Source organism: Croceibacterium sp. TMG7-5b_MA50, assembly GCF_039830145.1.
In the GTDB taxonomy this organism is placed as follows: Bacteria; Pseudomonadota; Alphaproteobacteria; order Sphingomonadales; family Sphingomonadaceae; genus Croceibacterium.
The window spans coordinates 1,784,634-1,810,933 of record NZ_CP156082.1 but is presented as its reverse complement, the minus strand read 5'-3'; the positions used below and the strand labels follow the sequence as shown (position 1 = coordinate 1,810,933).

Here is a 26,300-nt window from a genome sequence, read left to right as displayed (position 1 = left end):
CTCCGCATGATTTTCGGTGCCCTGAACGGAGGGAGAGAACATGGATGATCAAGGCAAGCCGCAGGAACCTGTTCCTGCGTTCCCGGTGATGGCAGATCCGGCGCCCGCAGCGCCGCGGCCTGCCGACGATAGCGCGCCGCTGGCAGTACCCGCGGCCGAGATGGCGCCGGAGCTTGCCGCGGATGACGCTGCACTTTCCGAAACAAGTGAAGCCGCCGCCCCGCCGGCGACCAGCGATGAGCCGGTCTTGCAGGGCAACAACCCAGTGAAGCTCACCATCGCTCAGCTCAAGGAAAAGATCATGGCCACCGCCCCCACCAATGAAGACGCGAAGCAGTTCAACGACACCGTCGTCACCTCCATGACCCAGGCGATGAACGACGCCCAGGGCAAGGCTCGCGAAGCTTACGAGAAGGGCACCGCCGCCGCCGGCGAAGCGACCGATTTTGCCAAGGGCAATGTCGAGGCGCTGGTCGAATCGAGCCGCATCCTGGCGAGCGGCCTGCAGTCGCTGGGCCAGTCCTACGCTGAAGAGGCGAAGGCCGCTTACGAGCAGCTGACCGCCGACATGAAGGAAGTGGCCGCGATCAAGAGCCCGACCGAGCTGTTCCAGCTGCAGGGCAAGATCATGCGCCGCAACTTCGACATGGTGGTCGCCACCACGTCCAAGAACACCGAGGCGATGATGAAGCTGGCGAACGAGGCGTTTCAGCCGATTTCCGGCCGGATGACCGTCGCTGCCGACAAGATGTCCAAGCCGCAGATCTGATCCGCGGTTCAGCGACAATCACAGGAGGGGCCGGGTGGGATGCCACCCGGCCCTTCTTGCGTCCGGCAGTCACGCCCGGCCGTGGCAAATAGCTGCCGCTTGCATCTTGAAGCAAAGCCAGGCGATGCGATATTCCCGCGCAATGCGCAGCCATACCGATCCTTCGCCGGCGGGCCACGATCTCGTGGCCCTCGACGCCGCACTCTCGGCGGTCCCGCGTGCCGAGGTGCGTTCGGAAGACGAGGACGGCGCCGACGACAACGGCAATGGCGGACAGGGACAGGTCGGCCTCGCCACCCGGACGCGCACCCGGCCCAAGAAGCCCAGTCAGTACAAGGTGCTGCTGCTGAACGACGATTACACGCCCATGGAATTCGTCGTCATGGTGCTGAAGCGGTTCTTCCGCATGGATCTGGAACAGGCCACGCGCGTGATGCTGCATGTCCACCAGAAGGGCGTGGGGGTGTGCGGTATCTTCCCGTACGAGATCGCCGAGACCAAGGTGACGCAGGTCATGGACTACGCGCGGGAGAACCAGCACCCGCTGCAATGCACGCTGGAGAAGGCCTGACGCCGCCCGCGGCACGGCCCCCGCACCCTTGCGCTTTTTCCGCATCCCGCTGACCGCGATCGACCGGTATATCTTCCGGCTGACGATCGTTCCGATGCTGGGCGTGTTTGTCCTGGCTGCATCCCTGCTGATGCTGGAGAAGATGCTGCGCCTGTTCGAGTTCGTCTCCACCGAGGGCGGGCCCGTCACCGTGGTGTTCCGGATGATGGTGAACCTGGTGCCGGAATATGCCGGCCTTGCCATTCCGCTGGGGCTGATGCTGGGCGTGCTGCTGGCCTTCCGCAAGCTTGCCACCAGCAGCGAACTGGACGTGATGCGCGCCGTGGGGTGGAGCTACACGCGGCTGCTTCGCGTACCCTACCTCATCACGCTGGTGCTGGTGGTCATCAACTTCCTGATTGTCGGCTATCTGCAGCCGCTCGCCCGCTACGGCTACGAACAGCTCGACTTTGAGCTGCGATCGGGTGCGCTGGGCGCGTCGATCAAGGTGGGCGAGTTCGTCACGCTGGAGGACCGAGTGGCCCTGCGTGTGGAAGGTAGCCGGGATGACGGGCGCGAGCTGTCCGGCATCTTTGCCCGAATCGCGGAGGACGGCCCGCGTGGGCAGGTGCTGGCGATCAGCGCACGGCAGGGGCAGTTCCTGGCGAGTGCGGAGAACCGCAATACCATCATCCTGCGTCTGCTGGACGGCACGATCGTCCATGACACGCCGGGTCAGCCCAGCCGGGTACTCTCCTTCAGCCAGCACGATCTGCCCATCGACCTTCCGGCCATCGAACGTTTCCGTGCCCGGGGCGAGGAGAGCCGCGAATACCTGTTGCCGGAGCTTGCCCGCATGGGTTGGAGCGACGAAAGCAGCGCCGCCATGCGCGCCGACAGCCAGGCCGACTTCAACTACCGCCTGGTGGAGGTGGTGATGATGCTGCTGCTGCCATTGCTGGCGGTCGCGCTCGCGATTCCGCCGAAGCGGTCGACCAGCGCCCTGGGCGTGTTCGTCTCGATCATCCTTGTCGTCGCCTATCACAAGGTCAACCAGTACGGCGCCGACGTTGCCGCGCTGGGCAGGGCCAGCCCGCTGCTGGCCCTATGGGGGCCATTCGCTGCCTTCGCCGCGTTGATCCTGTGGATGTACTATCAGGTTGCCTTCGTGCCGGGTGGTCAGGCAATTGGCGCGCTGGAGACGGTCTATGCCAAGACCGTGCGCCGCCTCGGCCGGCTGGTCCGGCGCGGCCGGCGATCCCAGCGCAATGTCGTGGAAGATCCAACCGGCCCGCGGGCGGGCGAGCCGCTGACTGCCGGCTGACGCATGCTGTTCGATTTCTTCCCGTCGCGCCGGCTGACCTGGTATCTGGGCAAGACGTTCCTCAGCCGGATCGTCGCCGTGCTGGCCATGCTGGTGCTGGTGCTGATGATGCTGGACCTGCTGGGCACCAGCGGGGACATCCTGGCCGTGCCGGGCAACACGCAAGCCGACGTGCTCCGATATGTCGGGTGGCGCCTGCCGCAACTGGTTGCGCAGTTCCTGCCCTATTCGGTTCTGCTGGCGACGATCATCACGCTGCTGGCGCTGAACCAGAACAGCGAGGTGACGGCGATGAAGGCGGCCGGCATGTCGGCCCACCAAATCCTGGCGCCGCTGTTGCTGACCGCCGGGCTGCTGTCGTTGTCGTCGTTCCTGTTCAACGAGCTGGTCGTGACGCGCGCGACGGCACAGCTCGCCGCGTGGGAGGCGAACGACTTTGGCCCCATACCCGATGACCCGACCGTACGGGGCAATGTCTACCTGAACGACGGGCCGGATATCCTGCTGGCGGCGACTGCCGCCGGACGCGGCGCGGCCACTGTGTTGACGGGCGTCACGTTCTACGACCGGGATGACGAACTGATGATCCGGCGGCGCATCCTGGCGGACAGTGCCCGTTACACAGGGGCGGGCTGGCGGCTGGAGAACCCGCGGATCTTCGAAGTCGACACCGCGGCCGCCGCGCGGCCCGTGCCATCGATGGTCGTGGCACCCGGTTTGACGCCGGGACGGTTGGACCTGCGGCCGGTCAACCCGGATGCCGAACCGATCGGGGTGCTGAGCGAATCGATCGCCATGCTGGATGCGGCCGGCCGCGACACGTCGGAACTGCGCGGCCGGTGGTGGCACAAGATCTCCGGTCCGCTGGCAGCGCTGCTGATGCCGCTGCTGGGCGCGGTGGCTGGATTCGGCCTTGCCCGGTCCGGCGGGCTGTTCGTACGGGCGATCATCGGGATGGCGCTGGGCTTTGCCTATTTCGTGGTCGACAATGCCGCGCTCGCCATGGGCAGTTTCGGCGGATACTCGCCATTGCTGTCGGCCTGGGCCCCGTTCGTGCTGTTCGCGCTGATCGGCGAGACCGTGCTGATCCGCACGGAGGAGTAGCGCAAGGCGGTGGTGCGCTGCACAATGCGGCGAGCTGCCACATTCTGTTCTTGCGTCGCCACATTGCGGCCATTATTTGAGAGCCGGCTCGCGCCGCTGCGAGTTCTCTCTGGGGCTTAGGTTTTTCCGGGCCCGCTTAAGGAGTTCGGATTATGAAGATGATTGCTCTGGCCTCGGCCGCTGCCCTGTTCGCTCTGTCCGCTTGCGCCGAAGAGGCCGCCGAGGACACCACCGTCGTCGAAGAGACCACTGTCGAGCCCATGACCGACACCGGCATGATGACCGACACCACCATGATGACCGACACGGCCATGATGACCGACACGGCCATGACCACCACCGAGACCACCACCACCGAGACCTCGACCGAGATGTAATCGGTTTGCCGGATGGCAGGGGCGGCAACGGCCTTGCAGTCCGGGAGGTGGCGTGATCCCGCGTGATCGCGTAAAGAGCGCGCCGTCCGGCCCCAGGCCCGACGGCGCGCTTTTTCGTTTGCCGGTTCCAATTTGCACGGTGCGTCGGCGGACACAGTGTGACGCAAGTGTCACGAAGGGTTCAGGCAGCGCCGGGCATGGTGACCCGATCCCTTGCACATTGGCCACGCCGGGCGCATCTGCCGGGTGCGGCTGCAAGGCGCCGCAACAGTTACAGGATATTTCGCCCGTGTCGCACAACGCCACTGCCCAGACGGACCAGTCCGATCTGCCGTTCTGGAAGCGCACCCACTACCTCGACCGGATGACCTTCCGGGAGCTGGTGCATGCCTATTTCCAGCACTACACGATCGTCGCCTATCTGGTGATCGCGGCGATCAGCGCGGCGGCGTTCATCTGGCGTCCGGCAGCGCCGCTGCCTGCGGCCGTCGCGTTCGCGGCGGGCGTGGCGGTCTATCCGCTCGTCTGGCACCTGCTCCACCAGTATGTGCTGCACGGCAAGTGGATGTGGCGCCACAAGTGGCTGGCGCCGACGTGGAAGCGTATCCATTACGACCACCACCAGGATCCGAACAACCTGTCCGTCCTCTTCGGCGCGCTGCACACCACGCTGCCGACCATCGCGATCGCGACCGTACCTATCGGTTGGCTGATCGGTGGGTTCGGCGGGGCTGCGGCAGCGCTGACGGCAGGGCTGCTGACGACCTGCTATTATGAGTTCATGCACTGCATCCAGCATCTGGCGTTCAAGCCCAAGTGGAAGTGGGTGCAGCACATGAAGCAGCGCCATAACGAGCATCATTACTTCGACGAGACCGGCAATTTCGGGATCACGAATTATGCGTGGGACCGGCTGCTGGGCACGTACTACGTGAAGAAGGATCGGCCGAAGCGTTCGCCCACCGTGTTCAACCTTGGTTATGACGAGACGGTCGCGGCGCAGTGGCCGTATGTGAAGGACCTGTCTGGCGGCATTGCCAGTGGCCATCCACGGCGCCGCGTGGCGGGCAAGGAAGGCTACGATCCGGCGAAGGGGCCGCAGGCCTCGGCCTGACGCGAAACAGGGGGGCGGGCATGGAGGTGACGATCACGCCGGTGTCCGGCCGGCGCGAACTCGGGCTGTTCATCGAACTGGCGTATCGACTGCGACGTGGCGATCCCAACTGGGTGCCGCCACTCCGCAGCGACATGGTCGAACTGCTGACACCCGGGCGCAATCCGTTTCATGAACATGCGCGGGTGCAGCTGTTCCTGGCGCGTCGCCGTGGGCAGGTCGTGGGCCGTATCTCGGCCCACATCGACGAGCTGGCGCTGGCACAGCCGGCAGATCAGGGCTTTGGTCCCGGCACCGGAAACTGGGGCCTGTTGGAAGCGGAGGACGAGGGTGTCGCGCAGGCGTTGATCGCGCGGGCGGAGGCCTGGCTGCGCGAGCAGGGCATGACCCGCGTGCTGGCGCCGATCAGCCTGTCCATCTGGGAGGAGCCTGGCCTGCTGGTACGCGGTGCCGATCATCCGCCGACCATGATGATGGGCCACCATCCGCCAGAGCATCAGGGTTGGATCGAAAGGGCTGGCTATCACAGCGCCAAGTCGCTGCTGACCTACGAGGTTCGGATCGACCAGGGCTTTCCGCCGCTTATCGACCGGATCGTGGCCAGTGGGGAACGCAACAGCCGGATCACCCTGCGTACGGTCGACATGAAGAACTTCGCCCGCGATGCGGAGATCGCGATCGACATCCTGAACGATGCGTGGAGCGAGAACTGGGGCTTCGTCCCGTTCACTGACGCGGAAAAGGCCTACGGCGCCAAGAAGCTGAAGCCGATCACGATGGAACGGACCAACATGATCGCGGAGCTCGATGGCGAGCCCGTCGCGTTCATGCTTGCCTGGCCCGACCTCAACGAACAGCTGATCAAGATGAATGGCCGGCTGTTCCCGTTCAACTGGGCGAAGCTGCTGTGGTGGCTGCGCAAGCCGCAGGTGCGCACGTTCCGCGTACCGCTGATGGGTGTGCGCAAGCGGCTGCAGAACTCCCGGTTGGCGAGCCAGATCGCCTTCATGATGATCGAGTATATCCGCCGGGTCGCGGTCAGCGAGCATGGCGCCAGCCGAGGCGAGATCGGCTGGGTGCTGGACGATAATGGCGGGATGATCGCCATCGCCGAAGCGATCGGCAGCACCGTGAACAAGGAATTCCGCATCTACGAAAAGACGTTGTAGCCGGGCGGAACCGCCGCGCGGCGATGCCCGTTGCCCTTGGCAGGAGCGGCGACGTTCCTGTACCTCATACGTCCGGGAACGCCATGAGCCGCATCACCGCAGCCGATAGTGCCAGCCAACCCCTTGGCCGCGTGCTGGTGGTGGAGGACGACGCGGTGCTGGCCCTGTCGATCGAGGATGCGCTGCTCACGGCGGGGGCGCGGGAAGTGGTGGTCTGTCCCAGCATCGCCTGCACCATGGTGGCGCTGGAACAGGGTGAGGCGGACGCCATCGTGCTGGATGTGCATCTGACCGATCGCGATGATGGCTGGGCGCTGGCCGAACTGGTCGATCAGCTTGGCCCGCGTCGTCCCCACATCGTCTTCTCGACCGGATCGCCCGAAGCCATCCCGCCCACCATTGCCGAGATGGGGATGGTGTTCGAAAAGCCCTACGACCCTGCCGAGTTGGCAAAGGCGCTGGCTGGTGGGCGGCAGCAAGGTTTCTTTGCCAGGCTGCGCGGCGCACTGGGCTGACGGCGCGAGCTGTGCCGCGCAACTTACAACCTGACTGATACCTGCGTCTCCGGAGTTCATCACCGGCGGTTTCGTCACGGGTGGCCGCCATTACTGCCGGTCAAAAAAAGGCCCCCGCTCCGGCTAGGGAGCGGGGGCCTCTCGGGATCGTATCACCAGCCGCTTGGACGGGAGGGGGGGTCTCGGCGGTGACATGGCTATAATGGGCGGACCACGTGCTGGTTCCGCCGCTCCCGAAATTTTTACCTGGCTAACCTTGTTAGTAGATCCTGCGGGCTGAAGGGAACAAGGCTGCCCGCTTGTCGTTGTTCACCGACGAGTTTCACCGGGAAGGGGTCTAAATGTCCATCGGGGCCGAAGTAGCCGCTCATCTGCCGTTCCTGCGCCGTTATGCGCGCGCTTTGACCGGGTCGCAAAGCACCGGCGATGCCTTTGTCCAGGCCACTCTGGAAGCGGCGCTGGCCGACGAGGACCTGGCCGACACGCTGAAGGGAGGGCGCGTGCCCCTCTACGCCGCGTTCAACAAGGTCTGGTCCAGCGCCTATATGGAGATCGGCGAAGACAATAGCGGCGGTGGCTTGCACGAGCGTGCGGCCCAGGATCAGCTGAAGAAGATCACCCCGGTCAACCGTCAGGCTCTGCTGCTGACGACGGTGGAAGATTTTTCGCCGTCCGAAGCGGCGGAGATCATGGGCGTGTCGGCGGACGATGTCAGCCGGCTGGTTGCCGACGCCGTCGAGGAGATCGAGCGCGAATCGACCACCAGCGTGCTGATCATCGAGGATGAGCCGCTGATTTCCATGCAGCTGGAAGATCTGGTCCGCTCGCTCGGTCATGACATCTGCGGTACGGCGGCCACGCGCACCCAGGCCCAGGAAGTGGTCGCGGAGAAGACCCCCGGCCTGGTGCTGGCCGACATCCAGCTCGCCGATGGATCCAGTGGCCTGGATGCGGTGGACGATATCCTCCAGTCGGTCAGCGTGCCGGTGATCTTCATCACCGCGTATCCGGAACGATTGCTGACGGGCGATCGTACCGAGCCGACCTATCTGATCACCAAGCCGTTTCACGAGGATACGGTGCGGGCGGCGATCAGCCAGGCGTTGTTCTTCAATTCGGCCCGCCCGGTCGGCTGACGCTGCTGGCAGGCCGGGGTCGGTGCGCGGCCCCGGCGATTGCCGCGCATCGGTGCGCGTCCTAGAACCGTGACATGACCGACCTTGTCGTGAACGGCCGGCCGCTCCGCATCGCCATGGACGATGCGACTCCGCTGCTGTGGGCGCTGCGCGACGGCGTCAACTTGACCGGTACCAAATATGGCTGCGGCAACGGTGATTGCGGCGCCTGCACGGTGCTGGTGGACGGTGCGGCACTGCGATCATGCCTGGTGACCCTGGCAGAGGCCGAGGGGCGGGAGATCGTGACGATCGAGGGTCTGTCGCGCGATCGCAGTCATCCGGTGCAGCAGGCGTTGGTGGCGCAGGGCGCCATCCAGTGTGGGTTCTGCACGCCGGGCATTGCCATGGCGGCGGCCGCGCTGCTGGCGCGCAATCCCGATCCCGCGCCGCCGGAGATCGCGGCCGCGATCCCCCATCTTTGCCGTTGCGGCGTTTATTCCCGGCTGATCGCGGCCGTGCAGCAGGCAGCGCGCATCGCCGCCCGGGCGGAGCGGGTGGACGCTGCACCAGTACCCGGCATCGACCCAGCCGATGCGGCGCGCGCATTGCCGGCGCTGAACCCTGTAGGTGCGCCAGCGGATGATTGATGTGACTGTTCCTGAACGGGAAGGTTCGACGCGGCTGGCCGTAACAGGACTGTCACGCTTGCAAATGGTTGGCACATTTGCCAGTCCGGCTGCTTCGGCCGCCGGATCGAGCGGCGCCTTTGACGGATCCATCAACGGAGTGGCCCCGAACCGATGAATGGCAGTGAACTGGCCGGAGAGCGGTCGCGCTCCGGGCTCATGCGGCGCATGGGGCAGGCGCTTGGCCCGGCGGGGGTGTTCTTCCGCGGCTTTGTGGAACATCCGCGCATGGTGGGATCGATCATCCCGTCGAGCCGCTGGGTCATCGAACGGATGCTGCGGCCGGTCGACTGGGACAGGTGCAAGCTGTTCGTGGAATATGGCCCGGGCGTCGGCACGTTCTGCCAGCCGGTGCTCGACCGATTGCCCCGGGGCGGCGAATTGCTGGTGATCGACACCAATCCGCTGTTCATCGACTATCTGCGGAGCAATTACCGCGACAGCCGCTTCCATGCGGTGCTGGGCTCGGCCGCCGATGTGGAGACGCATGTGGCGGGGATCGGCCATGACGGGGCTGATTATGTCCTGTCGGGCCTGCCGTTCTCCACCCTGCCGGCAGGTGTCGCCCCGGCGATTGCTGCAGCGACGCACCGCGTGGTGCGGCCAGGCGGCGCCTTCCTCACTTATCAGTTCAGCGCGGTCGCGCGCGACTATACCGCCCGCCACTTCCCCCGCGTGGAGACGCATTTCGTCTGGCGCAACGTGCCGCCTTGCCTGCTTGCCTGGGGCTGGCAGGACGAGGTGAGCGACACGCCGAACCTGGCGACGGAAGCCGAAGCGGCCTGAGCCGCGCCGCGCCCTATTCGTAGGGCGCGGGCTGAGGTGCGGGGCCGGTCAGCTGCCGGTGGATCGCGGCGCTGACGGCGGTGAACACCATCGTCGCCACCGCGCCGATGACGCCTGCGGCGAGGCCTTCCAGGACCAGCGCTCCGCCCTGGCCCAGCAGTAGGCCGATGCCGCCGACGAGGAAGCCGATCACCAGTGCCAGCACGATGTAGGCGATCGACAGCAGCACGAAGAACAGCAGGATGCGCAGCACATTGCCGCCCGTGGCGGCCCAGCTGCGCTTGATCGCGGTCAGCGGGTTGCGGACCTGATCGATGGCGATCACCGGCAGCAGCAGCGTGAGCCGGACCGAGATGTAGATGAAGGCGATGCCGATCAGCAGCGCCAGCACGATGCCCAGTGCCGTCGATGCAAGTCCCGCCGCCACGATCAGCACCACCAGCAGCGTGAAGGCGAGGCCTAGCAGCAGGTAGGCCCCGATCACCGGCAGCAGCCCGGCAACGCCACTGCCGATCGCCTCACCCACCGTCGGGCGCCGTTCGTGTCGCAGCAGGGCCAGCATCGCCAGCGTGCCGACGACCTGCGCCAGTACGACCAGGCTGATCAGCCAGCCATAGCTGCCATAGGCGTCCAGCATGCGCCGTTGCATCACCTGCGGGTCGCTGCCGCTCAACAATTCGGACATCGGCGGCATGACGAAGCCCTGCAGCACGGCGGGCAGGAAGAAGAAGATGCCGGCGATGATCAGCAGCACCTCGCGATTGGCGGAGATCATGGCAACCGCCTCGCTCCACGCCCGGCTCATGTCGAACTTCATGCGGCTTCCCCTCCATTCATCGGCTGCACCGCCCTTGATAAGCGCGAAGGGACCGGGCAGGCAATCGGGCGTGAGCGAAGCGATCGAACAGCACTGGCCGGGGAAGCCGATCGAGTGGCGGCAGTCTGCCGCCCCCGTCCCCTATCGCGAGGCGCTGGCCGCGCAGGAGGCGCGCAACGCAGCGATTGGTGCGGGCGAGGCTGGCGAACTGATCTGGCTGCTGGAGCACCCACCGGTCTACACGGCAGGCACCAGCGCGGAGGCGGGCGACCTGATCGACCCGCGCTTCGACGTGGTGCAGACGGGACGCGGTGGACGCTACACCTACCACGGCCCGGGCATGCGCGTGTGTTACCTGCTGTTGGACCTGGCGCAGCGCGGGCGTGACGTGCGCTGCTTCGTCCACGGGCTGGAACAATGGGTGATTGCGACCCTCGACGATTTCGGCGTGGAGGCATGGGCTGTTCCGGAGCGGGTGGGCATCTGGACTCGCGACCTGGACGGTCGGGAGGCCAAGATCGGCGCGATTGGCGTGCGGGTGCGGCGCTGGGTCACGATGCACGGCTTTGCCGTGAACCTGGACCCTGACCTCACCCATTTCAGCGGCATCGTGCCATGCGGGATCGCCGAATATGGTGTGACCAGCCTGGCACGGCTGGGCCTGCAGGTCAGCGCAGCGGAATGGGACGCGGCGCTGCAGGCGCGTGCGGGGGCGTTCCTGGCGAAGCTGGAAGGCAAGGAGGCGACATGCGCGGCTGGTTGATGATGGCGGCAGCGGGGCTGCTGGCGGCGTGTGGTGGCGACCAGCCTGCGGGCGATGCGGTGGCAGGTGGAGGCGAGGTGCTGGAAGGCACGGCTAACGATGCCATGCTGCCGCTGGCGACTGTGACCTCACAGCCGCCGCTTGCTCCGCCCGAACCCGCCGAAACGACACGGGCGGGCGCGTCGCCGGCAGCCGCAGCTGCGCCAGAGCCGGTGGAGACGGCATCGCCGGAACAAGCCACGACCGACACTGCCACCGACTGAACTACTTGGGCGGGGCGCCCCAGCGGGCGAGCAGGGCATCACGCTCAGCCGCAGTGATCGGCAGCGCGGTGCCGTGCCGTGCGCCCGGTGGCAGGGCGAAGTCCGCAGGTACCCTCCATTCGACGTCGTCGGACAGGGAATCGGTCACGAGCGGGATCAGCCCGGCATCGCGGAAGCGATCGACGAACAGGATGTAGCGGTGTCCGCTGCGGTCCCCGGTATTGGCCTTGAGGATGGAGGGACCCTCCAGCTCCGTTGTGCCGGCGTCATGGCCGATGCAGCGGTCCGCCAGCGTCCAGTTCGCGGCGGGTGCCGCCAGGCTGGGCGACCGATCATGCATGATGTCGGCCACCGCGCAGTCGCCCGACGCCGCAACCTTGGTAAAGCGGTGATACTGGCCGTCCTCGAACAGCACGGACGAATCGATCAATTCGCTGCCCGGCTGCAGCTCCGCCCGGTCCGCCGACTTGATCCATGGCCGCGGCGGAGTGAAGCTGCGGAAATCGCGGGTGGTGGACAGCAGCATCTGCGGACCGTTGCCGTCGTCCTGCGTACGCGTCCCGTCGGTGTAGAGGGTGGACGCCCAGTAGACGGCGTAATTGCCCGCCGAAGGATCCCAGATGGCTTCGGGCGCCCAGGTCATCCCGGCATTGGGCAGGTTCACCGGCACATGCCGCTGCTCTCCCCAGTCGATGAGATCCCTGGATTCCCAGATCTCCAGGTGATGGCTGCCCTGCCGCACCGCCGCGTTCCAGGTGGTGCGGGCGACGGACAGGTCGGTCGCCAGCAGGAAGAAGCGGTCGCCTTCGGCCGAGCGCATCAGGAACGGATCGCGCAGGCCGCGCGTGCCCTTGGTCGATTCCAGGACCGGGCGACCGCCATTCAGTTCGCGCCAGTGCAGCGCGTCGTTGCCTTCGCTGATGGCGAAGTAGATCTTTTCCCGCTCCGGCCCGCTGCCCTTGAAGTAGGCGAACAGGTAGGCCGCCATGGGATCGGCGGCGGCGGTTTGCTGCGCGACGGGTGGAGTGCCGGTGCAGCCCGGCAGCGCGAGCGAGAGTGCAGCGGCGGCGACCGCCCGGTGCAGCGCCGTGCGCCAATGCCGCACCGGGTGGTTCCGCGCCATCAGAACTGCACGTTCACGCCGGCGGTGAAGGTCCGGCCGAACCGCGTCTGGAACAGCGTGTCCTCCCGCACCGAGTCGATGTAGAAACGGTTCTGCTCGTCCGTCAGGTTCTGCGCTTCCAGGATCAGGCCGACATTGTCGTTGATGGCGTAAGAGGCCGAGGCGTCCACGAACAGCGTTGGTGCATTGCCTTGGATGTCGCTGCCGGTGGAGGCGGGGATGCCGCGCAGGAACCGGTCGCGCCAGTTGGCGGTGGAGCGGATGGAGAACTTGCCGTCATCGTAATACAGCGTGCCCGATGCGGTGTTGCGCGACAGGCCGACCAGGTCATTGGTCGTGCTGCGGATGCAATTGCCCGCGCTGCTCTGCAGGCAATATTCGATCTCCGACGTGACATGGGTGTAATTGGCCAGCACGCCGACATTGCTGAAGAAGCCATCGGCGAAGGCGCTGAACGGGATCTGCGCATTCACCTCCACACCCTTCAGCGGACCGCCGTCCGTGTTGGTCGGGCGGGACACGTTGAACAGCTCGTTGGGGCCGGTATTGCTCCCGATCAGCAGCTCTTCCGGCAGGTTCAGGTCGGTGAACGGCACAAGGCTGTTGATCGTCTGCACGAACGACTGAAGGTCCTTGTAGAAGAACGCGACGGACAGCAGCGCGCCCGGCGCCCAGTACCATTCCACCGCCGCATCGAAGGTGTTGGCGCGGATGGGTTCGAGGAACGGGTTCTGCACATTACCCGAGCGGGTGATCGGGTTGACCCCGCTGGTAGGCGTCAATTGCTGCAGTTCCGGCCGCGACATCACCTTGGCGGCGGACAGGCGTAGCAACAGGCTGTCGACCGGCTCGATCACCAGATTGGCGGAGGGCAGCCAGTCGTCATAGCTCTGTTCCGCGACCCGCAGGTCACCCCGGACATTGGTGGGCGTCTGGCCGGGGGCGGAGATGGTGACATAGCCGGACGAACGCTGATCGGTGTGGACGTAGCGCACGCCGATATCGCCACGGACCCCGATGCCGACCAGGTCGGTCGCATCGAAGGTTGCCATGGCATAGCCGCTGGCGATCCGTTCACGGATGCGGGTGTCGCCACCGCCGCAGGATGCGTCGCACAGGCGGATGTCGTCATAGTTGAACACGTCGCGGAAAGCGTCTGAATCGATCGCCACCCAGCTGTCCGGCGCACCGTTGCCCCACAGGTCGCCCACGCCTTCGATCTGGGTCGTGATATCGGCCAGGGTGACGCCGGCGGGCAGAGGGCGTACCTGGATGTCTGCGGTGTAAGGCGCGTAGAACCGGCCGCGGAACTCGCTTTCGCGGTATTGCCCGCCGACCTTGAAGGTGACGGTGTCGCTCGCCTCCCAGGCGAGGTTGCCTTCGCCCGTGAAGTTGTCGATCGTGTTGCGCAGTGGCCGGCCCTGCAGGCTGAACCCGCCCAGGACCGTGCCGTCGGCGCGACCGGGGGCGTAGTTGAAGTTGGCCGGGTTCGATACGTCGAAGCCGTAATTGATCACCGGCGTGGCGTTGCCATCCCGGTAGTCGATGGAGAAGCTGTCAACATCAATCGCGTCGATAAAGGTCTGCAGGCGGCTGGGGCCGTCAAGCCGGCTCTCGCTGATGCCGACCAGGCCGGTGAACTCCAGCGTATCGCCCAGCCGCTGACGGACGTTCAGGTTCGCCTGTTGGTAGGTGGTGGTGAAGCGGTCCACCAACCCTTCGGAGCGCACATCCACTCCGTCGAACAGGCCGTACACCAGCGATCCGTTCTGGTCGAACTCGATGTCGCGGACCGACACCATAGGCTGGCCATTGTTGCTGATGGAGCGCGCGAAGGACAGGCCGGCAATGTAATTGTCGCGCCGCTCCACCTCGAACTCGGACAACAGCAGATCGACGGAGATGTCGGTGTCGGCAGACGGTTGGTACTGCAGCGTCAGCGTGCCGGCGATACGCTGCTGGTCCTGTTCCGAATTCACGTAGCGCGGGATGCGCGGGAAGAACGCGCCGCCGCCCGGGATCGGGTTGCCGTTGGCATCGGGGCGGGTCAGGTTGCGGATGGTCTGATACGCCGCCACGGTGCCGGTGCGCGGGTTGTCCGTGCTGCACATGGTCGGCGTCACGCCCTTGGCAGCGTTGTTCGCCGGGTTCTGCGGGGTGAAGCCGATGGGGGAGCAGAAGCCGCCATTGATGTCCGCCGGCAGCAGGTCCACCGCGGCATAGCCGACCTCGCGCAGGTTGCGGCGCTGGTAGGCTGCGGAAAACAGCACGCCCCAATCGTCGTTGAACTTGAAGGAGGTGAGCAGCGAGGCGCGCGGATCGACCTGCTTGCTGACTTCGTTATACACGCCGCGCGCCGTCATGGAGAGAACGAAGTCCTCGTCATTGTCGAACGGCTTGGGCGCGGTGAGGTCGACCGTGGCGCCCAGAGAGCCTTCCTCCACATCCGCCGACGGCGTCTTGCGCACGGTCAGACGGCTGAAGATTTCTGTCGGGAAGGTGTTGAAGTCGAAGGACCGGCCGGTGTTGCCTGCGCCGAAGATGTCGGAGCCGCCGGTCTGTGACGTGCCCTCCATCCCGTTCAGCCGGACGCGAGTGAATTGCGCGCCAAGGCCGCGGACGGAAATGTTCCGCCCCTCGCCACCATCACCGCGGGCCAGCGCCACGCCGGGGATGCGCTGCATCGATTCGGCGAGATTGCTGTCCGGAAACTTGCCGATGTCTTCCGCCACGATGCTGTCGATCGCGGCGGTTTCGTTGCGCTTCAGTTCCAGCGCGCTGTCGAGCGAGGCGCGAAAGCCGGTGACGACGATCTCGCCGCTGCCGGGCGGGTTGGCCGGATCGACCTGCTCGTCCGCGGCGCGGCCGGGCTCAAGCTGAGGAGTCTGGGTCTGTGCGGCGGCGGGTGCGACAACACCGGATGCAGCGATGATCGCCAGCAACGAAACAGCCGCAGACGCAAAACGACCTGAATGACGCAACGTAAACCTCCCCACTGTACGCATCCCATTATGTGGGATGTCGTGGCAGGATTTAGCACGCTGCTTTGAACAAGTAAACTACGTCAGCCATGCTTTGCGCGCATCAATACGCGCTTGGCCAAGGCGAGATGCGGCTGATCGAGCATGCGTCCGTCGAGTTGCACGGCACCGGCGTCGGGGCTGGCGGCAAAGGCCGCGACGATGGCCTCCGCCTCCGCGATCTGTTCGGCGCCGGGTGAGAAGGCGTCGTTGATGACGGGCACCTGATCGGGATGGATCGCCAGCATGCCGGTGAACCCATCGGCGCTGCTTTCGGCAGCGATGCGCCCGAGGCCGGCGCTGTCGCGGAAATCCGCATGCAGGGTGTCGATCGGCGCCACCCCGGCGGCATGGGCGGCGAGCAGCACCTGCGCGCGGATCATGCGGAAGGTGTCGGTCCACTGTCCCCGGCCGTCCCGCTTGCGCGTGGCGCCGAGCACGGCCGACAGATCCTCCGCCCCCCAGGTCAGCCCGGCGAGACGCGGCGGCGGGTTGGTGGCATAGTTCGCAATGGTAAGCGCGGCCGCGGCGGTCTCGCTGACAAGAGGCAGGATGAGCGGTCCGGCAGCGTCGCCTGCCCGTTCGCCGATCGCAGTGGCGAGGTGGGCGACGTCCTGCGGACCGGCGGCCTTGGGCAGCATGATGCCGGCTGGCGCGGCGGGAAGTACGGTGGTCAGGTCATCCAGCCACAAGGGGCCGTCCAGCGGGTTGATCCGCACCCAGGCACCGGGGTTCTCCGGCAGCCATTCCGCTGCAATGGCGCGGGCGCGAGCCTTGTTGGCGGGTGCGACGGCATCCTCCAGATCGAGGATCACCACATCGGCGCCGCAGCTCATGACCTTGGCCAGCTTGCGTTCGCTGTCGCCGGGGGCGAACAGCCAGGATCGTTGCGGGGTGCCGGTCATCGACGGTTCCTATCAGCCGAGGTCACGGGCGAACAGGCCGTGGCGTTCCTCCACCTCCCGCAGGTCAGGGCCTTTCAGGGAGAGGCGGGCCTGTTCCAGCAGCAGGTCGCCCTGTTCCCGCAGCAGGTGGATGCGGCCTTCATGATTGATCGCCCCTGCCGCATTGCGCAGCGAATCGAGCATCACCAGCGCGGCCGGGCGGTTGGTCGCCACGGCGGAGCGCATGACGCCAAAGCCCCGGGCCACGTAATGCGCGAAATTGTCGGCCAGCGGTATCACGCTGCGGCTTTCCGCCGGCTCGTCTGCCACATGCTTGGCAAGGTTGCGGCGAGCCAGTTCGGCCGTCGCGGCGCCGATCCAGTGCAACGCGGTGATGGCGGTGAACGGGTCGTTGATGCCGGGCGACAGGGCTCGGAGGGCGATCTCCACCAGCTCGTCGATCAGGAACTGCGGGTCCTGCGCGGGTGTCCGGGCGGAGCCGACGGTCATCGCCCGGCGCAAGGCGCGCACGACATCATGGTCCGGCGCACCGCCGACCACGTGAGCGAGCACCAGCCCGGCATGGATGAAGTCGCCCGTACGGACCTGCATCGTCACGCAGCAGCCGCTGGCTCGGGCCGCGGAGGTGATGTCGTCATAATCGATGAACTGGATGTAGCCAGCCCGATCGGCGCGGATCGGCGGCCCGGCGCGGGTGTCACGCTGATCCTCTCCGCTGCCATGATCCGGGTACATCTCGTCAATCTCGTCCAGCAGGCTGCGGCCGATGCCGCGCAGGACGGTGTTGATGCGGATCGAATCGGGGATGTGGTTGAGGAAGTAGACCAGCACGCCGACCGACAGCGCCATCAGCCCGAAGGCCACCAACAGCGACAGTTGCGGCACGAAGCCGGGCAGGGCCGTGGCGGCGGCATCCTGCGCATTGGTTGCCTCATCCTCCGCCCGCACAGCGCGCAGCACCACCAGCGCGTAGACGAAGGTTGCGATAAAGGTGGCGAGGCTGAGCTGGTTGCCACGGTCCTGCATGAAGTTGGTCAGCAGGCGCGGTCCGTAGCTGCCGCTGGCATAGGCGACCGCGGCGATGGTGATCGAGAACACCGTCGCCGCGACCCCGATCATGGAACTGGCGATGGTCGACAGCATCGTTGTCGCACCATCCGGGCGGGCCGGAACGATCAACTCGTACTGGTTGAGCCACGCAGCTGAGCCGGCGCGATCGAGCGCCAGCATGGCGAAGGCGAGCGCGGTCGCCGCCAGCGCGAACAGCGTGGGGAAGAACCAGTAATTGCCGGTCAGCCGGGACCAGAACCAGCGCAGTTCGCTCATGCGGGCAGCAACGCTTTGCATCGCATCGGGTTCGCGGAAGCGTGTCGAAGCTCTATGACCAGGCCATGCAGCAGGCGCAGACCATCTTCACCGTTCCGACAGCGGGCATCGGCTTCGTCGAGCTGACTGGCGAAATTGGCCGCTGGCTCGCCGGCACAGGTGTCGATACGGGCATGGTCCACCTGCTGTGCCGGCATACCAGCGCCGGGTTGCTGATCACGGAGAATGCCAGCCCGGCGGTGCGGCGTGATCTTGCCCGCTGGCTGGCGCGACTGGCGCCCGAAAGCGACGGCTACGAACATGACGAGGAAGGACCGGACGATATGCCAGCGCATCTCCGGTCATTGCTGACCGGCCCGGCTTTGAGCGTGCCGGTGGCGGGCGGGCGGATGCTGCTGGGCACCTGGCAGGGGATCTACCTGGCGGAACATCGCCACGCACCGCATCACCGGCAGGTCGTGGCGCATGTGGTGGGGGAGCGCTAGCTCTTCAGCTTCCATCCGCTGCGCAGCAGGGCGTAGCAGATGCCGCCTAGCACCAGGTTCAGCACGCCCGCGCCGAGCGCCGCGCTCAGCACGGCGCTGTTGGTGTCGCCGATGTCGCTGGTGCCGAGGAAGCCGAACCGAAATCCGCTGATCATGTAGAAGAACGGGTTCAGCCGGCTGACCACCTGGAACGCGGGCGCAAGGTCGTGCACGACGTAGAAGGTACCCGACAGCAGCGTGAGCGGCGCGACCACGAAGTTGGTCACGGCCGCGTTGTGATCGAACTTCTCGGCCCATAGGCTGGTCAGGAGGCCGCCGATCGCCAGCATGGTCGAACCCATCAGGCCGAACCAGACGATCGCCCATGGATGCGCGGCGGACAGGGTGACGCCCGGCCACAGCGCCATGGCCAGCGCCAGCGCGCAGCCGACCATGATGGCGCGGGTGATCGCGGCGGCGATGATGCCGGCCATCAGCTCCGCCTCCGTCAGGGGAGGCATCAGCATGTCGATGATGGTGCCCTGCAGCTTGCCCGCCAGCAGGCTGAAGCCCGAATTGGCGAAGGCGTTCTGCATCATGCCCATCATGATCAGCCCCGGCGCGACAAAGGTGGCGAAGGGCACGCCCAGCACCATGCGGTCGCCGCGGCCCATCGCGACGGTGAACACGATCAGGAACAGCAGGGTGGTGACGGCAGGCGCCCAGACGGTCTGCGTCTGCACCTTGAGAAACCGGCGCACCTCCTTCATATAGAGCGCCCACAGCCCGATCCGGTTGATCCCGGTGATCCGCGGCTGTCCCATCGGCGGGAAGTTCCCGGCGGGCAGGGCGGCGACGGTGGCAGGGTCGGGCTCCCGCTCCGTATCGGCGGTGTTCCGGATGGTATCGGCCATGGCGCTTGCGCCTATCGGCCGCGACGGGGCATGGCAAGGCCGGGGCGGGCAGTATCGTCGGACGCGCTGCGGCGTCCGTCCATGATTGGAATGAATTTGGCGGATACACCGATGAGCTGGACCGAAGAACGCATCAACACCCTGACCCGCATGTGGGAAGGCGGTTCCACCGCCAGCCAGATCGCGGATGAACTGGGCGGGGTGTCGCGCAATGCGGTGATCGGCAAGGCGCACCGCCTGGGCCTGAAGGCGCGCCCGTCGCCCGTGAAGGCAAACGAGAAGGTGGCCGACAAGGCCGCCGATCCGGTCGAGGCGGAGGCAAAGCCTGCCGCCAAGCCGCGCGCGAGCGAGGAGCCGGCGGCTCCTGCGCCAACCCCGGCTCCGCGCGCTCCGGCTCCCGCGCCGACACCCGCCCCCGCGGCAGCCCGCCCGGAGCCTGCGCCGGCGGCAGCGGAAGCTGCACCTGCGACTCCGAAGGCGGACATGCCGCGCATCGTCTCCGTGGGGCCGGGCGGCTTCCTGCGGCAGGGCCCGGGCGACCAGCAGGCTCCGATCCCGCCAGCCCCGCCGCGTCGCCTGGTGCCGGCCAAGCCCAGCCCGGAGATTGCCGACAAGACCAGCCTGCTGGACCTGAGCGATCGTGTCTGCCGCTGGCCGATGGGCCATCCGGGCGAGGCGGACTTCCATTTTTGCGGCAAGTCGGTCAATCCCGGCTTCCCTTATTGCGTCGAACATTGCGGCCGGGCCTACCAGGCGCAGCTGCCCCGCGGTGCGCGCCGTCCCCCTCCGCCGCTACCGTTCGGCGGCCCGCGCGTCCGCTGAATACGCATTTGTCCGTAGGGGTGCGGCAGGAAAGCTAGGCAAAGACCCCGAATGGCGAAGGGGTGCGCCGGGCGGCTAAAGATGTGCCACAGGGTTAACGGGGGCACATCATGGGTCGCATGGCGCACAGGGCGGAGTTCACGGACGGTCAGGCCATCGGCATGCTGGATGGCGCGCCCGCCGATCTCCACTCGCTGGACGAGGTGACGCTGTTCCTGCAGCATTATCTCGATTGTGAGGTGGCGCTCGTGAGCTTCGCGGATGCGCCCGGTGCCTGCGCTCGGCGACAGGGGGCTGCCGACGGTGAAGGCGCGATCAGCCTCGCCAATCCGCTCGCCGCCCGCGCCCACGGGATGCAGTTCTATGCCGGCCTGCCGCTTCGCGACGATGCGGGTCGCTGCATCGGCACGATGGCGGCGATGGACGGGGCCGAGCGGCCGCTTTCGGGCGAGCAATTGCAGATGATGCGCCGCTTGGCCGGGATCGCCGTGCATCTGTGCGGCCCGACCCGCCACGACTGATTTCGCAAGCGCGAAACCGGCGGGCGGGTGCCGCGTTGGGCGGGCATCATGCCGATCGACATCTCCGCCCAGTTCAGCTTCAGCCTGCACGATCCCTGCGACGCGCTGCTGCAGTTCGAGGCCGCCGCCATCCCGGAACAGACGATCATCTCGGCCGACAGCCGGATGAGCGATGCGGCGCACCTGGCCCGCATACCGGCGCAGGACAATATCGGGCAGCGCATCTGGCTGCGCAGCGAAGGCCGGTTCGAAGTCAGCTATCAGGCCCGCGTGGAGGTGAACCGCCTGCTCGCCGACCTGTCCAAGCTGGAGCGGCTGGAGCCGCACGAGCTGCCGGGAGAGGCGGTGCAGTACCTGTTCGACAGCCGGTATTGCCCGGCCGATCGCTTCCAACCCTTCGTGGAGGCGGAGTTTGGCCATCTGAGCGGTGGCCCCCGGATGCTGGCGATGCGCGACTGGGTGGCCCAGAACTTCTCCTATGTCCCTGGCACCAGCGATGCGACCACCACCGCGATGGACACCTTTGTCGAACGGCGGGGCATCTGCCGCGACTATGCGCATGTGATGATTACTCTGGCGCGCGCCAGTGCGGTGCCGGCGCGCTTCGTCAGCTGCTACGCCCCTGGCGTGACCCCGCAGGACTTCCACGCCGTGGCGGAGGTGTTCCTCGCCGATCCGACCATCCCGGGCGGCGGCGCCTGGCACATCCTGGATGCGACCGCCATGGCCGACCCGGCGCAGACCGTGAAGATCGGCGTCGGGCGTGACGCCGCCGATGTCAGCTTCATGACGACGTTCGGCCCCGCCCAGTTCGAAGGCAAGACGGTTACCGTCACTGCTGACGGCTGAACGGATGTTACGCCGCACGCGGCGGTGCAGCAATGTCACATCTATGTAACCGTGTACGCAATCGATTGCAGAAAGTTTGTCCGTGCCATTGCGCATCGCAGCACGGGGTTGTAGCGCCGTGGGCACAGCACGGGAGATGCGCATGATTGTGGCGGCAGGAGAGCAAGGCGGATGGCGATGAGGCAGGCAGCCGGGACGCTGTTGCTGTTCGGCGCGACGGGCGATCTGTCGCAGCGCATGTTGCTGCCGTCGCTGTGCGCGCTTGCCGCCGATGACCTGCTGCCGGAAGGTCTTCGCATCGTCGGCACCGCTCGCCACGGATACAGTGATGCCGAATTCCGCAACTTCGCGCGGGAGGCGGTGGAGAAGTTCCTGCCGGCGCAGCGGCGTGGCCGGATGGCCGACTTCCTCAACCGGTTGAGCTACCAGCCGCTGGATGCCACCAACCCGGAAGGGTACCGCGCGCTGGCGGAAAAGGTCGGCGGCGGTGATGTCGCGATCTTCCTTTCGATGGCGCCCAGCCTGTTCGAGGCGACGATCAGCGGCCTCGCCGATTGCGGTCTCGCGGGTGACGGCACGCGGATCGGACTGGAAAAGCCGCTCGGCCATGATCTCGCCAGCAGCCGCGACATCAATGACGCCGTCGCCGCCGCCTTCCCGGAAGATCGCATCTTCCGGGTGGATCATTACCTGGGCAAGGAGACGGTGCAGAACCTGATCGCGCTCAGGTTCGGCAACATCATGTTCGAACCGCTGTGGAACGCCCAGCATATCGAACACGTGCAGATCACCGTGGGTGAGACGGTCGGGCTGGAAAGCCGTGCGGAGTTCTACGACCAGACCGGCGCATTGCGCGACATGGTGCAGAACCACATGCTGCAATTGCTGGCGCTGGTGGCGATGGAACTGCCCGTGACCTTCGATGCGGGCGCGGTCCGGGACGAGAAGGTCAAGGTGCTGCGCGCGCTGCGCCCGGTGGCCGCGGGGGAGAGCGTGACCGGCCAGTATCGCGGCGGCGCGTCCGGCGGCAAGATCGTGCCCGGCTATGACGAGGAATTGAAAGCCGAAAGCGACACGGAGACCTTTGTCGCGATCAAGGCCCACGTCGATAACTGGCGGTGGAAGGGCGTGCCGTTCTACCTGCGCACCGGCAAGCGCATGCCGACCCGCGTGACGGAGATCGTGATCCAGTTCCGCCCGGTGCCGCACTCCATCTTCGCGGGCGCCAGGCTGAAGGCCAACCGGCTGGTGATCGGCATCCAGCCGCAGGAAGACGTCACGCTGACGCTGATGGCCAAGGTGCCGGGCCTGGGCAAGGGTATGGCGCTGCGCGAAATCCCGCTCGACATTGCGATGCCCGACGCACTGACCGGGCACGAGCGGCGCATGGCGTACGAACGGCTCCTTCTGGACCTGATCCATGGCGACCAGACGCTGTTTGTCCGGCGCGACGAGGTGGAGGCGCAATGGAGCTGGATCGACCGTATCCGCGCCCGCTGGCAGGAAGAAGGGCTGACGCCCAAGCCTTACAGCGCGGGCAGCTGGGGGCCGAGCGCCGCCATCGCACTCGCCGAACGCGACGGAGTAAGCTGGCATGAGTAATCTGCATCCCGCATTGCAGCGCGTGACCGACCGCGTGATTGAACGCTCGCGCGCCAGTCGCGCCGCCTATCTGGCGCTGATGGCGGAAGAAGGCGACAAGCACCGCGACCGCAACGTGGCGCTGCCCTGTTCCAACCTCGCCCATGGCTTTGCCGCGGCGGGGGAGGACAAGGCCTCCATCATGACCAAGGCGGGGCCGAACATCGGCATCATCAGCGCCTATAACGACACGATCTCCGCGCATCAGCCATACGGTGCCTATCCCCCGCAGATGAAGCTGTGGGCGCGCGAAGTGGGCGCAACGGCGCAGGTCGCCGGCGCCACGCCGGCGATGTGCGACGGCGTGACGCAGGGCATGGACGGCATGGAACTGTCGCTGTTTAGCCGCGACGTGATCGCGCTGGCGACCGCCGTCGGTCTCAGCCATCAGATGTATGACAGCGTCGCCATGCTGGGCATCTGCGACAAGATCGTGCCCGGCCTGCTGATTGGCGGCCTGCGTTTCGGCTACCTGCCGACGGTGTTCGTGCCGGGTGGCCCGATGCCGACGGGGATCGCCAACAAGGAAAAGCAGAAGGTCCGCCAGCTCTATGCGGAGGGCAAGGCGACGCGTGCGGAACTGCTGGCGAGCGAGAGCGGCAGCTACCATTCGGCGGGCACCTGCACCTTCTACGGCACGGCCAACTCCAACCAGATGATGATGGAGCTGATGGGCCTCCATCTGCCGGGCGCCGCCTTCGTGCAGCCGGGCACCCCGCTGCGGCAGGCGCTGACGCGTGCGGCGACGCACCGGCTGGCTGAGATCACGCGGGACGGCAACGATTACCGCCCGCTGTCGCATTGCGTGGACGAGAAGGCGGTCATCAACGCCGCCGTCGGCCTGCTGGCGACCGGCGGCTCCACCAACCACGCGATCCACATCCCCGCTTTCGCCCGCGCCGCGGGCATCCAGATCGATTGGACCGATCTGGCGGAACTGAGCCACGCGGTACCGCTGCTGGCGCGCGTCTACCCCAACGGGGCGGGCGACGTGAACCATTTCCACGCGGCCGGCGGTATCGGCTACATCATCCGCGAACTGCTGGATGCGGGTCTGGCACATCGCGACATCATGACCGTCGGCGGGGATGACCTGACCGCCTATGGGCAGGAGCCATGGCTGGACGGCGACCAGCTTGCCTGGCGCGACATCGGGCCGACCGGGGATGAGGCTATGCTGCGTCCCGTGGGCGAGCCGTTCCAGCCCGATGGCGGCATGCGGCTGGTCGAAGGCAATCTTGGCCGGGGCTGCTTCAAGACCAGCGCGGTCGACCCGTCGCGCTGGACGATCGAGGCGCCGTGCCGCGTATTCGAGACCCAGAAGCAGGTGGCCGAGGCCTTTGCCGCGGGCGAGCTGGATCGCGACGTCGTGGTGGTGGTCCGCTTCCAGGGACCACGGGCGAACGGCATGCCCGAACTGCACAAGCTGACCCCGCCGCTGGGCGTGCTGCAGGATCGCGGTTACCGCGTGGCGCTGGTGACGGACGGCCGCATGTCCGGCGCCAGCGGCAAGGTGCCCGCCGCGATCCATGTCAGCCCGGAGGCGCTGGGCGGTGGACCGCTCGCTCGCCTGCGTGACGGCGACATCGTGCGCCTGTGCGCGGAAGACGGCACGCTCAGCACCAGTGCCGACCTGTCGGTACGGGAAGATGCCGCCGCTCCGCTGCCTCAGGGGGGCACCGCGCGCGAGCTGTTCGCCATGTTCCGCCACGGCGCGGACGAGGCGGAGAAGGGCGGATCCGCGATGCTGGCGCTGGCCGGCCTGTGACGGAACTTGTCGCGGTTGACATCGGCGGCACCAATGCGCGCTTCGCTCTGGCGCGGCTGGAGCCTGCCGGCACCATAGCGCTGGGCGAGCCCGTGACGCTGGGCACCAGCGACTTCGCCAGCCTGCAGACCGCGTGGGAGGAATTCGAGCGGCGCATCGGCCGGCAGGCGCCGCGCGCCGCCGCGATCGCCATTGCCGGCCCTGTCACCGGCGGCACCGTGCGGATGACCAACAACAGCTGGGTGCTGCACACCGGCGCTCTGGACGAACAGCTTGGCATCGACCGGGTGACCGTGCTCAACGACTTCGCCGCCGTGGCGCATGCGGTGGCTCGCGCGCCGGAGGACCAGCTGGTGCATCTGTGCGGGCCCGGCGGCAACCTTCCCTCTGCCGGTACGGTCAGCGTGATCGGCCCGGGCACCGGTCTGGGCGTCGCGCATTTCCTGCATCTGCCCGGCGGCGGTTACCACGTGCAGGCGACGGAGGGCGGGCACGTCGACTTCGCCCCGATGGATCATATCGACGACCTGATCCTGCAACGCCTGCGCGCCCGGCACCGCCGCGTCTCGGTGGAGCGGATCGTGGCCGGTCCCGGCATCTGCGAGATCTACGATGCGCTCGCCACCCTGGAGAAACGCCAGCCGGAGAAGCTGGACGATCGGGTCATCTGGACCCGTGCGCTGGAACGCAGTGACAGCTTGGCGGTGGCGGCGCTGGACCGGTTCTGCCTGTCGCTGGGCAGCGTGGCGGGCGATTACGCGCTGGCCCATGGCAGCAGCGCGGTGGTGATCGCCGGCGGGCTGGGCTTGCGCCTGCAGCACTTGCTGCCCACCAGCGGCTTTGCCGAACGGTTCCGGTTCAAGGGCCGGTACGAACAGATGATGGCGGGCATCCCGGTCCGCCTGATCGTCCATCCGCAGCCCGGCTTGTACGGCGCCGTGGCCGCATTCCAGTGTCAGTTTCCAAAGGAGCAGCAGGCGTGACCCCGATCGAACAGGTGATGCGCACCGCCCCGGTGATCCCGGTGCTGGTGATCGACGATGTGGCCGAAGCCGAGCCGCTGGCCCGCGCGCTGGTGGCGGGTGGCCTCAACGTGCTGGAGGTGACGCTGCGCACCCCCGCCGCGCTGGATGCGATCCGCGCCATGAAGCAGGTTCCTGGCGCCATTGTCGGCGCAGGCACCGTCACCAATCCGCAGCAGCTGGACGAGGCCGTGGCCGCCGGGTCCGAGTTCATCGTCAGCCCCGGCCTGACGGAGACGCTGGGCCGCGCGGCCATCGCCAAGGGCGTACCGTTCCTGCCTGGCATCGCCAATGCCGGCGACATCATGCGCGGGCTGGAGCTGGGCCTCAGCGAGTTCAAGTTCTTCCCCGCAACTGCGGCGGGCGGCATTCCCGCGCTGAAGGCGCTGGCGGCGCCGTTTGGTCAGGTACGCTTCTGCCCCACCGGCGGCATCTCGGTCGACAATGCCGCCGAATGGCTGGCGCTGGAGCCGGTGCTGTGCGTCGGTGGCAGCTGGGTCGCGCCGCGCGGTGGCAGCCCCGAACAGATCGAGCAGCTGGCGGCCGCAGCAGCGAAGCTGCCCCGGTAGG

The 26,300-nt window shown here is 66.8% G+C and carries 27 protein-coding genes; 21 read left to right on the top strand and 6 right to left on the bottom strand.

Annotated features, from left to right (window positions below):
- The first annotated feature begins 88 nt into the window (after nucleotides 1-88).
- The 11 genes from V5740_RS08715 (at nucleotide 89) to V5740_RS08665 (ending at nucleotide 9,512) form a co-directional block, all read left to right on the top strand.
- Nucleotides 89-769: a phasin family protein gene (locus V5740_RS08715; protein ID WP_347302097.1), complete on the top strand. Its 681-nt coding sequence runs from the start codon at nucleotides 89-91 to the stop codon at nucleotides 767-769.
- A 142-nt stretch (nucleotides 770-911) separates the two neighbouring features.
- Nucleotides 912-1,340: an ATP-dependent Clp protease adapter ClpS gene (clpS, locus tag V5740_RS08710; RefSeq protein ID WP_347302096.1), complete on the top strand. Its 429-nt coding sequence runs from the start codon at nucleotides 912-914 to the stop codon at nucleotides 1,338-1,340.
- A 28-nt stretch (nucleotides 1,341-1,368) separates the two neighbouring features.
- Nucleotides 1,369-2,643 carry an LptF/LptG family permease gene (locus V5740_RS08705; protein WP_347302095.1) on the top strand — a complete coding sequence of 425 codons (1,275 nt, stop codon included), beginning with the start codon at nucleotides 1,369-1,371 and terminating at the stop codon, nucleotides 2,641-2,643.
- A gap of 3 nt (nucleotides 2,644-2,646) precedes the next feature.
- Complete coding sequence (lptG, locus tag V5740_RS08700; RefSeq protein ID WP_347302094.1) at nucleotides 2,647-3,747, top strand: LPS export ABC transporter permease LptG; 1,101 nt, start codon at nucleotides 2,647-2,649, stop codon at nucleotides 3,745-3,747.
- A 152-nt stretch (nucleotides 3,748-3,899) separates the two neighbouring features.
- Entirely contained in the window at nucleotides 3,900-4,124 is a 225-nt protein-coding gene (locus V5740_RS08695; RefSeq protein ID WP_347302093.1) for a hypothetical protein, read from the top strand.
- Nucleotides 4,125-4,413: 289 nt separating this feature from the next.
- Nucleotides 4,414-5,238 (top strand): sterol desaturase family protein, encoded by an 825-nt coding sequence (locus V5740_RS08690; RefSeq protein WP_347302092.1) that lies wholly within the window; start codon nucleotides 4,414-4,416, stop codon nucleotides 5,236-5,238.
- Nucleotides 5,239-5,258: 20 nt separating this feature from the next.
- Nucleotides 5,259-6,407: an N-acetyltransferase gene (locus V5740_RS08685; protein ID WP_347302091.1), complete on the top strand. Its 1,149-nt coding sequence runs from the start codon at nucleotides 5,259-5,261 to the stop codon at nucleotides 6,405-6,407.
- A gap of 83 nt (nucleotides 6,408-6,490) precedes the next feature.
- Entirely contained in the window at nucleotides 6,491-6,922 is a 432-nt protein-coding gene (locus V5740_RS08680; RefSeq protein WP_347302090.1) for a response regulator, read from the top strand.
- Nucleotides 6,923-7,263: 341 nt separating this feature from the next.
- Nucleotides 7,264-8,058 carry a response regulator gene (locus V5740_RS08675; protein ID WP_347302089.1) on the top strand — a complete coding sequence of 265 codons (795 nt, stop codon included), beginning with the start codon at nucleotides 7,264-7,266 and terminating at the stop codon, nucleotides 8,056-8,058.
- Nucleotides 8,059-8,132: 74 nt separating this feature from the next.
- Nucleotides 8,133-8,687, top strand: a complete 555-nt coding sequence (locus V5740_RS08670) for a (2Fe-2S)-binding protein (RefSeq protein WP_347302088.1) — start codon at nucleotides 8,133-8,135, stop codon at nucleotides 8,685-8,687.
- Between the two features lie 207 nt (nucleotides 8,688-8,894).
- Complete coding sequence (locus tag V5740_RS08665; RefSeq protein ID WP_347302087.1) at nucleotides 8,895-9,512, top strand: methyltransferase; 618 nt, start codon at nucleotides 8,895-8,897, stop codon at nucleotides 9,510-9,512.
- A 13-nt stretch (nucleotides 9,513-9,525) separates the two neighbouring features.
- Here V5740_RS08665 and V5740_RS08660 read toward each other — a convergent pair whose 3' ends face one another.
- Complete coding sequence (locus tag V5740_RS08660; RefSeq protein WP_347302086.1) at nucleotides 9,526-10,329, bottom strand: glycerophosphoryl diester phosphodiesterase membrane domain-containing protein; 804 nt, start codon at nucleotides 10,327-10,329, stop codon at nucleotides 9,526-9,528.
- Between the two features lie 82 nt (nucleotides 10,330-10,411).
- On the opposite strand from V5740_RS08660, the gene lipB reads away from it, so the two are divergent.
- Both lipB and V5740_RS08650 read left to right on the top strand, forming a co-directional pair.
- The gene (gene lipB / locus V5740_RS08655; protein WP_347304485.1) at nucleotides 10,412-11,092 is read left to right on the top strand and encodes a lipoyl(octanoyl) transferase LipB; all 681 of its coding nucleotides are present in this window, start codon (nucleotides 10,412-10,414) and stop codon (nucleotides 11,090-11,092) included.
- Nucleotides 11,077-11,355, top strand: a complete 279-nt coding sequence (locus V5740_RS08650; RefSeq protein WP_347302085.1) for a hypothetical protein — start codon at nucleotides 11,077-11,079, stop codon at nucleotides 11,353-11,355. Before lipB ends, V5740_RS08650 begins: the two co-directional genes overlap by 16 nt.
- 1 nt (nucleotide 11,356) lies before the next feature.
- On the opposite strand, the gene V5740_RS08645 is transcribed toward V5740_RS08650, so the two are convergent.
- The 4 genes from V5740_RS08645 to V5740_RS08630 all read right to left on the bottom strand — a co-directional run bounded on the left by V5740_RS08645 (nucleotide 11,357) and on the right by V5740_RS08630 (nucleotide 17,729).
- Nucleotides 11,357-12,478 (bottom strand): glycoside hydrolase family 43 protein, encoded by a 1,122-nt coding sequence (locus tag V5740_RS08645; protein ID WP_347302084.1) that lies wholly within the window; start codon nucleotides 12,476-12,478, stop codon nucleotides 11,357-11,359.
- A complete protein-coding gene (locus V5740_RS08640) occupies nucleotides 12,478-15,420 on the bottom strand; it encodes a TonB-dependent receptor (RefSeq protein WP_347302083.1) in 2,943 nt (980 codons plus the stop codon). Before V5740_RS08640 ends, V5740_RS08645 begins: the two co-directional genes overlap by 1 nt.
- Nucleotides 15,421-15,542: 122 nt before the next feature.
- Complete coding sequence (locus tag V5740_RS08635; protein ID WP_347302082.1) at nucleotides 15,543-16,403, bottom strand: CoA ester lyase; 861 nt, start codon at nucleotides 16,401-16,403, stop codon at nucleotides 15,543-15,545.
- Nucleotides 16,404-16,415: 12 nt separating this feature from the next.
- Nucleotides 16,416-17,729, bottom strand: coding sequence for a DUF2254 domain-containing protein (locus tag V5740_RS08630; protein WP_347302081.1), 1,314 nt, complete (start codon nucleotides 17,727-17,729; stop codon nucleotides 16,416-16,418).
- A gap of 65 nt (nucleotides 17,730-17,794) precedes the next feature.
- Between V5740_RS08630 and V5740_RS08625 the strand changes: the two genes are divergently transcribed.
- Nucleotides 17,795-18,214: a secondary thiamine-phosphate synthase enzyme YjbQ gene (locus V5740_RS08625; protein ID WP_347304484.1), complete on the top strand. Its 420-nt coding sequence runs from the start codon at nucleotides 17,795-17,797 to the stop codon at nucleotides 18,212-18,214.
- On the opposite strand, the gene V5740_RS08620 is transcribed toward V5740_RS08625, so the two are convergent.
- On the bottom strand, nucleotides 18,211-19,017 hold the full coding sequence (locus V5740_RS08620; RefSeq protein WP_347304483.1) for an ABC transporter permease: 807 nt from the start codon (nucleotides 19,015-19,017) through the stop codon (nucleotides 18,211-18,213). The two genes, V5740_RS08625 and V5740_RS08620, sit on opposite strands and share 4 nt — an antisense overlap.
- 201 nt (nucleotides 19,018-19,218) lie before the next feature.
- Between V5740_RS08620 and V5740_RS08615 the strand changes: the two genes are divergently transcribed.
- From V5740_RS08615 to eda, 7 genes are all read left to right on the top strand, one after another.
- Entirely contained in the window at nucleotides 19,219-19,929 is a 711-nt protein-coding gene (locus V5740_RS08615) for a GcrA family cell cycle regulator (protein WP_347302080.1), read from the top strand.
- A 119-nt stretch (nucleotides 19,930-20,048) separates the two neighbouring features.
- Entirely contained in the window at nucleotides 20,049-20,450 is a 402-nt protein-coding gene (locus V5740_RS08610) for a GAF domain-containing protein (protein ID WP_347302079.1), read from the top strand.
- Between the two features lie 48 nt (nucleotides 20,451-20,498).
- Complete coding sequence (locus tag V5740_RS08605; RefSeq protein ID WP_347302078.1) at nucleotides 20,499-21,299, top strand: transglutaminase family protein; 801 nt, start codon at nucleotides 20,499-20,501, stop codon at nucleotides 21,297-21,299.
- Nucleotides 21,300-21,476: 177 nt separating this feature from the next.
- Nucleotides 21,477-22,901: a glucose-6-phosphate dehydrogenase gene (gene zwf / locus V5740_RS08600; protein WP_347302077.1), complete on the top strand. Its 1,425-nt coding sequence runs from the start codon at nucleotides 21,477-21,479 to the stop codon at nucleotides 22,899-22,901.
- Nucleotides 22,894-24,708: a phosphogluconate dehydratase gene (edd, locus tag V5740_RS08595; protein WP_347302076.1), complete on the top strand. Its 1,815-nt coding sequence runs from the start codon at nucleotides 22,894-22,896 to the stop codon at nucleotides 24,706-24,708. Before zwf ends, edd begins: the two co-directional genes overlap by 8 nt.
- The gene (gene glk, locus V5740_RS08590; RefSeq protein ID WP_347302075.1) at nucleotides 24,705-25,691 is read left to right on the top strand and encodes a glucokinase; all 987 of its coding nucleotides are present in this window, start codon (nucleotides 24,705-24,707) and stop codon (nucleotides 25,689-25,691) included. Before edd ends, glk begins: the two co-directional genes overlap by 4 nt.
- Nucleotides 25,688-26,299 carry a bifunctional 4-hydroxy-2-oxoglutarate aldolase/2-dehydro-3-deoxy-phosphogluconate aldolase gene (gene eda, locus V5740_RS08585; protein WP_347302074.1) on the top strand — a complete coding sequence of 204 codons (612 nt, stop codon included), beginning with the start codon at nucleotides 25,688-25,690 and terminating at the stop codon, nucleotides 26,297-26,299. The genes glk and eda overlap by 4 nt, the downstream gene beginning before the upstream one ends.
- Nucleotide 26,300 lies beyond the last annotated feature (1 nt).

Excerpts from the sequence above, each read along its gene's own strand:
- V5740_RS08715 (WP_347302097.1), top strand. The coding sequence starts at position 89 with ATGGCAGATCCGGCGCCCGCAGCGCCGCGGCCTGCCGACGATAGCGCG.
- clpS (WP_347302096.1), top strand. The coding sequence starts at position 912 with ATGCGCAGCCATACCGATCCTTCGCCGGCGGGCCACGATCTCGTGGCC.
- lptG (WP_347302094.1), top strand. The coding sequence starts at position 2,647 with ATGCTGTTCGATTTCTTCCCGTCGCGCCGGCTGACCTGGTATCTGGGC.
- V5740_RS08695 (WP_347302093.1), top strand. The coding sequence starts at position 3,900 with ATGAAGATGATTGCTCTGGCCTCGGCCGCTGCCCTGTTCGCTCTGTCC.
- V5740_RS08685 (WP_347302091.1), top strand. The coding sequence starts at position 5,259 with ATGGAGGTGACGATCACGCCGGTGTCCGGCCGGCGCGAACTCGGGCTG.
- V5740_RS08680 (WP_347302090.1), top strand. The coding sequence starts at position 6,491 with ATGAGCCGCATCACCGCAGCCGATAGTGCCAGCCAACCCCTTGGCCGC.
- V5740_RS08675 (WP_347302089.1), top strand. The coding sequence starts at position 7,264 with ATGTCCATCGGGGCCGAAGTAGCCGCTCATCTGCCGTTCCTGCGCCGT.
- V5740_RS08670 (WP_347302088.1), top strand. The coding sequence starts at position 8,133 with ATGACCGACCTTGTCGTGAACGGCCGGCCGCTCCGCATCGCCATGGAC.
- V5740_RS08665 (WP_347302087.1), top strand. The coding sequence starts at position 8,895 with ATGGGGCAGGCGCTTGGCCCGGCGGGGGTGTTCTTCCGCGGCTTTGTG.
- V5740_RS08660 (WP_347302086.1), bottom strand. The coding sequence starts at position 10,329 with ATGAAGTTCGACATGAGCCGGGCGTGGAGCGAGGCGGTTGCCATGATC.
- V5740_RS08650 (WP_347302085.1), top strand. The coding sequence starts at position 11,077 with ATGCGCGGCTGGTTGATGATGGCGGCAGCGGGGCTGCTGGCGGCGTGT.
- V5740_RS08645 (WP_347302084.1), bottom strand. The coding sequence starts at position 12,478 with ATGGCGCGGAACCACCCGGTGCGGCATTGGCGCACGGCGCTGCACCGG.
- V5740_RS08635 (WP_347302082.1), bottom strand. The coding sequence starts at position 16,403 with ATGACCGGCACCCCGCAACGATCCTGGCTGTTCGCCCCCGGCGACAGC.
- V5740_RS08630 (WP_347302081.1), bottom strand. The coding sequence starts at position 17,729 with ATGAGCGAACTGCGCTGGTTCTGGTCCCGGCTGACCGGCAATTACTGG.
- V5740_RS08625 (WP_347304484.1), top strand. The coding sequence starts at position 17,795 with ATGCAGCAGGCGCAGACCATCTTCACCGTTCCGACAGCGGGCATCGGC.
- V5740_RS08620 (WP_347304483.1), bottom strand. The coding sequence starts at position 19,017 with ATGGGACAGCCGCGGATCACCGGGATCAACCGGATCGGGCTGTGGGCG.
- V5740_RS08615 (WP_347302080.1), top strand. The coding sequence starts at position 19,219 with ATGAGCTGGACCGAAGAACGCATCAACACCCTGACCCGCATGTGGGAA.
- V5740_RS08610 (WP_347302079.1), top strand. The coding sequence starts at position 20,049 with ATGGCGCACAGGGCGGAGTTCACGGACGGTCAGGCCATCGGCATGCTG.
- V5740_RS08605 (WP_347302078.1), top strand. The coding sequence starts at position 20,499 with ATGCCGATCGACATCTCCGCCCAGTTCAGCTTCAGCCTGCACGATCCC.
- zwf (WP_347302077.1), top strand. The coding sequence starts at position 21,477 with ATGAGGCAGGCAGCCGGGACGCTGTTGCTGTTCGGCGCGACGGGCGAT.
- edd (WP_347302076.1), top strand. The coding sequence starts at position 22,894 with ATGAGTAATCTGCATCCCGCATTGCAGCGCGTGACCGACCGCGTGATT.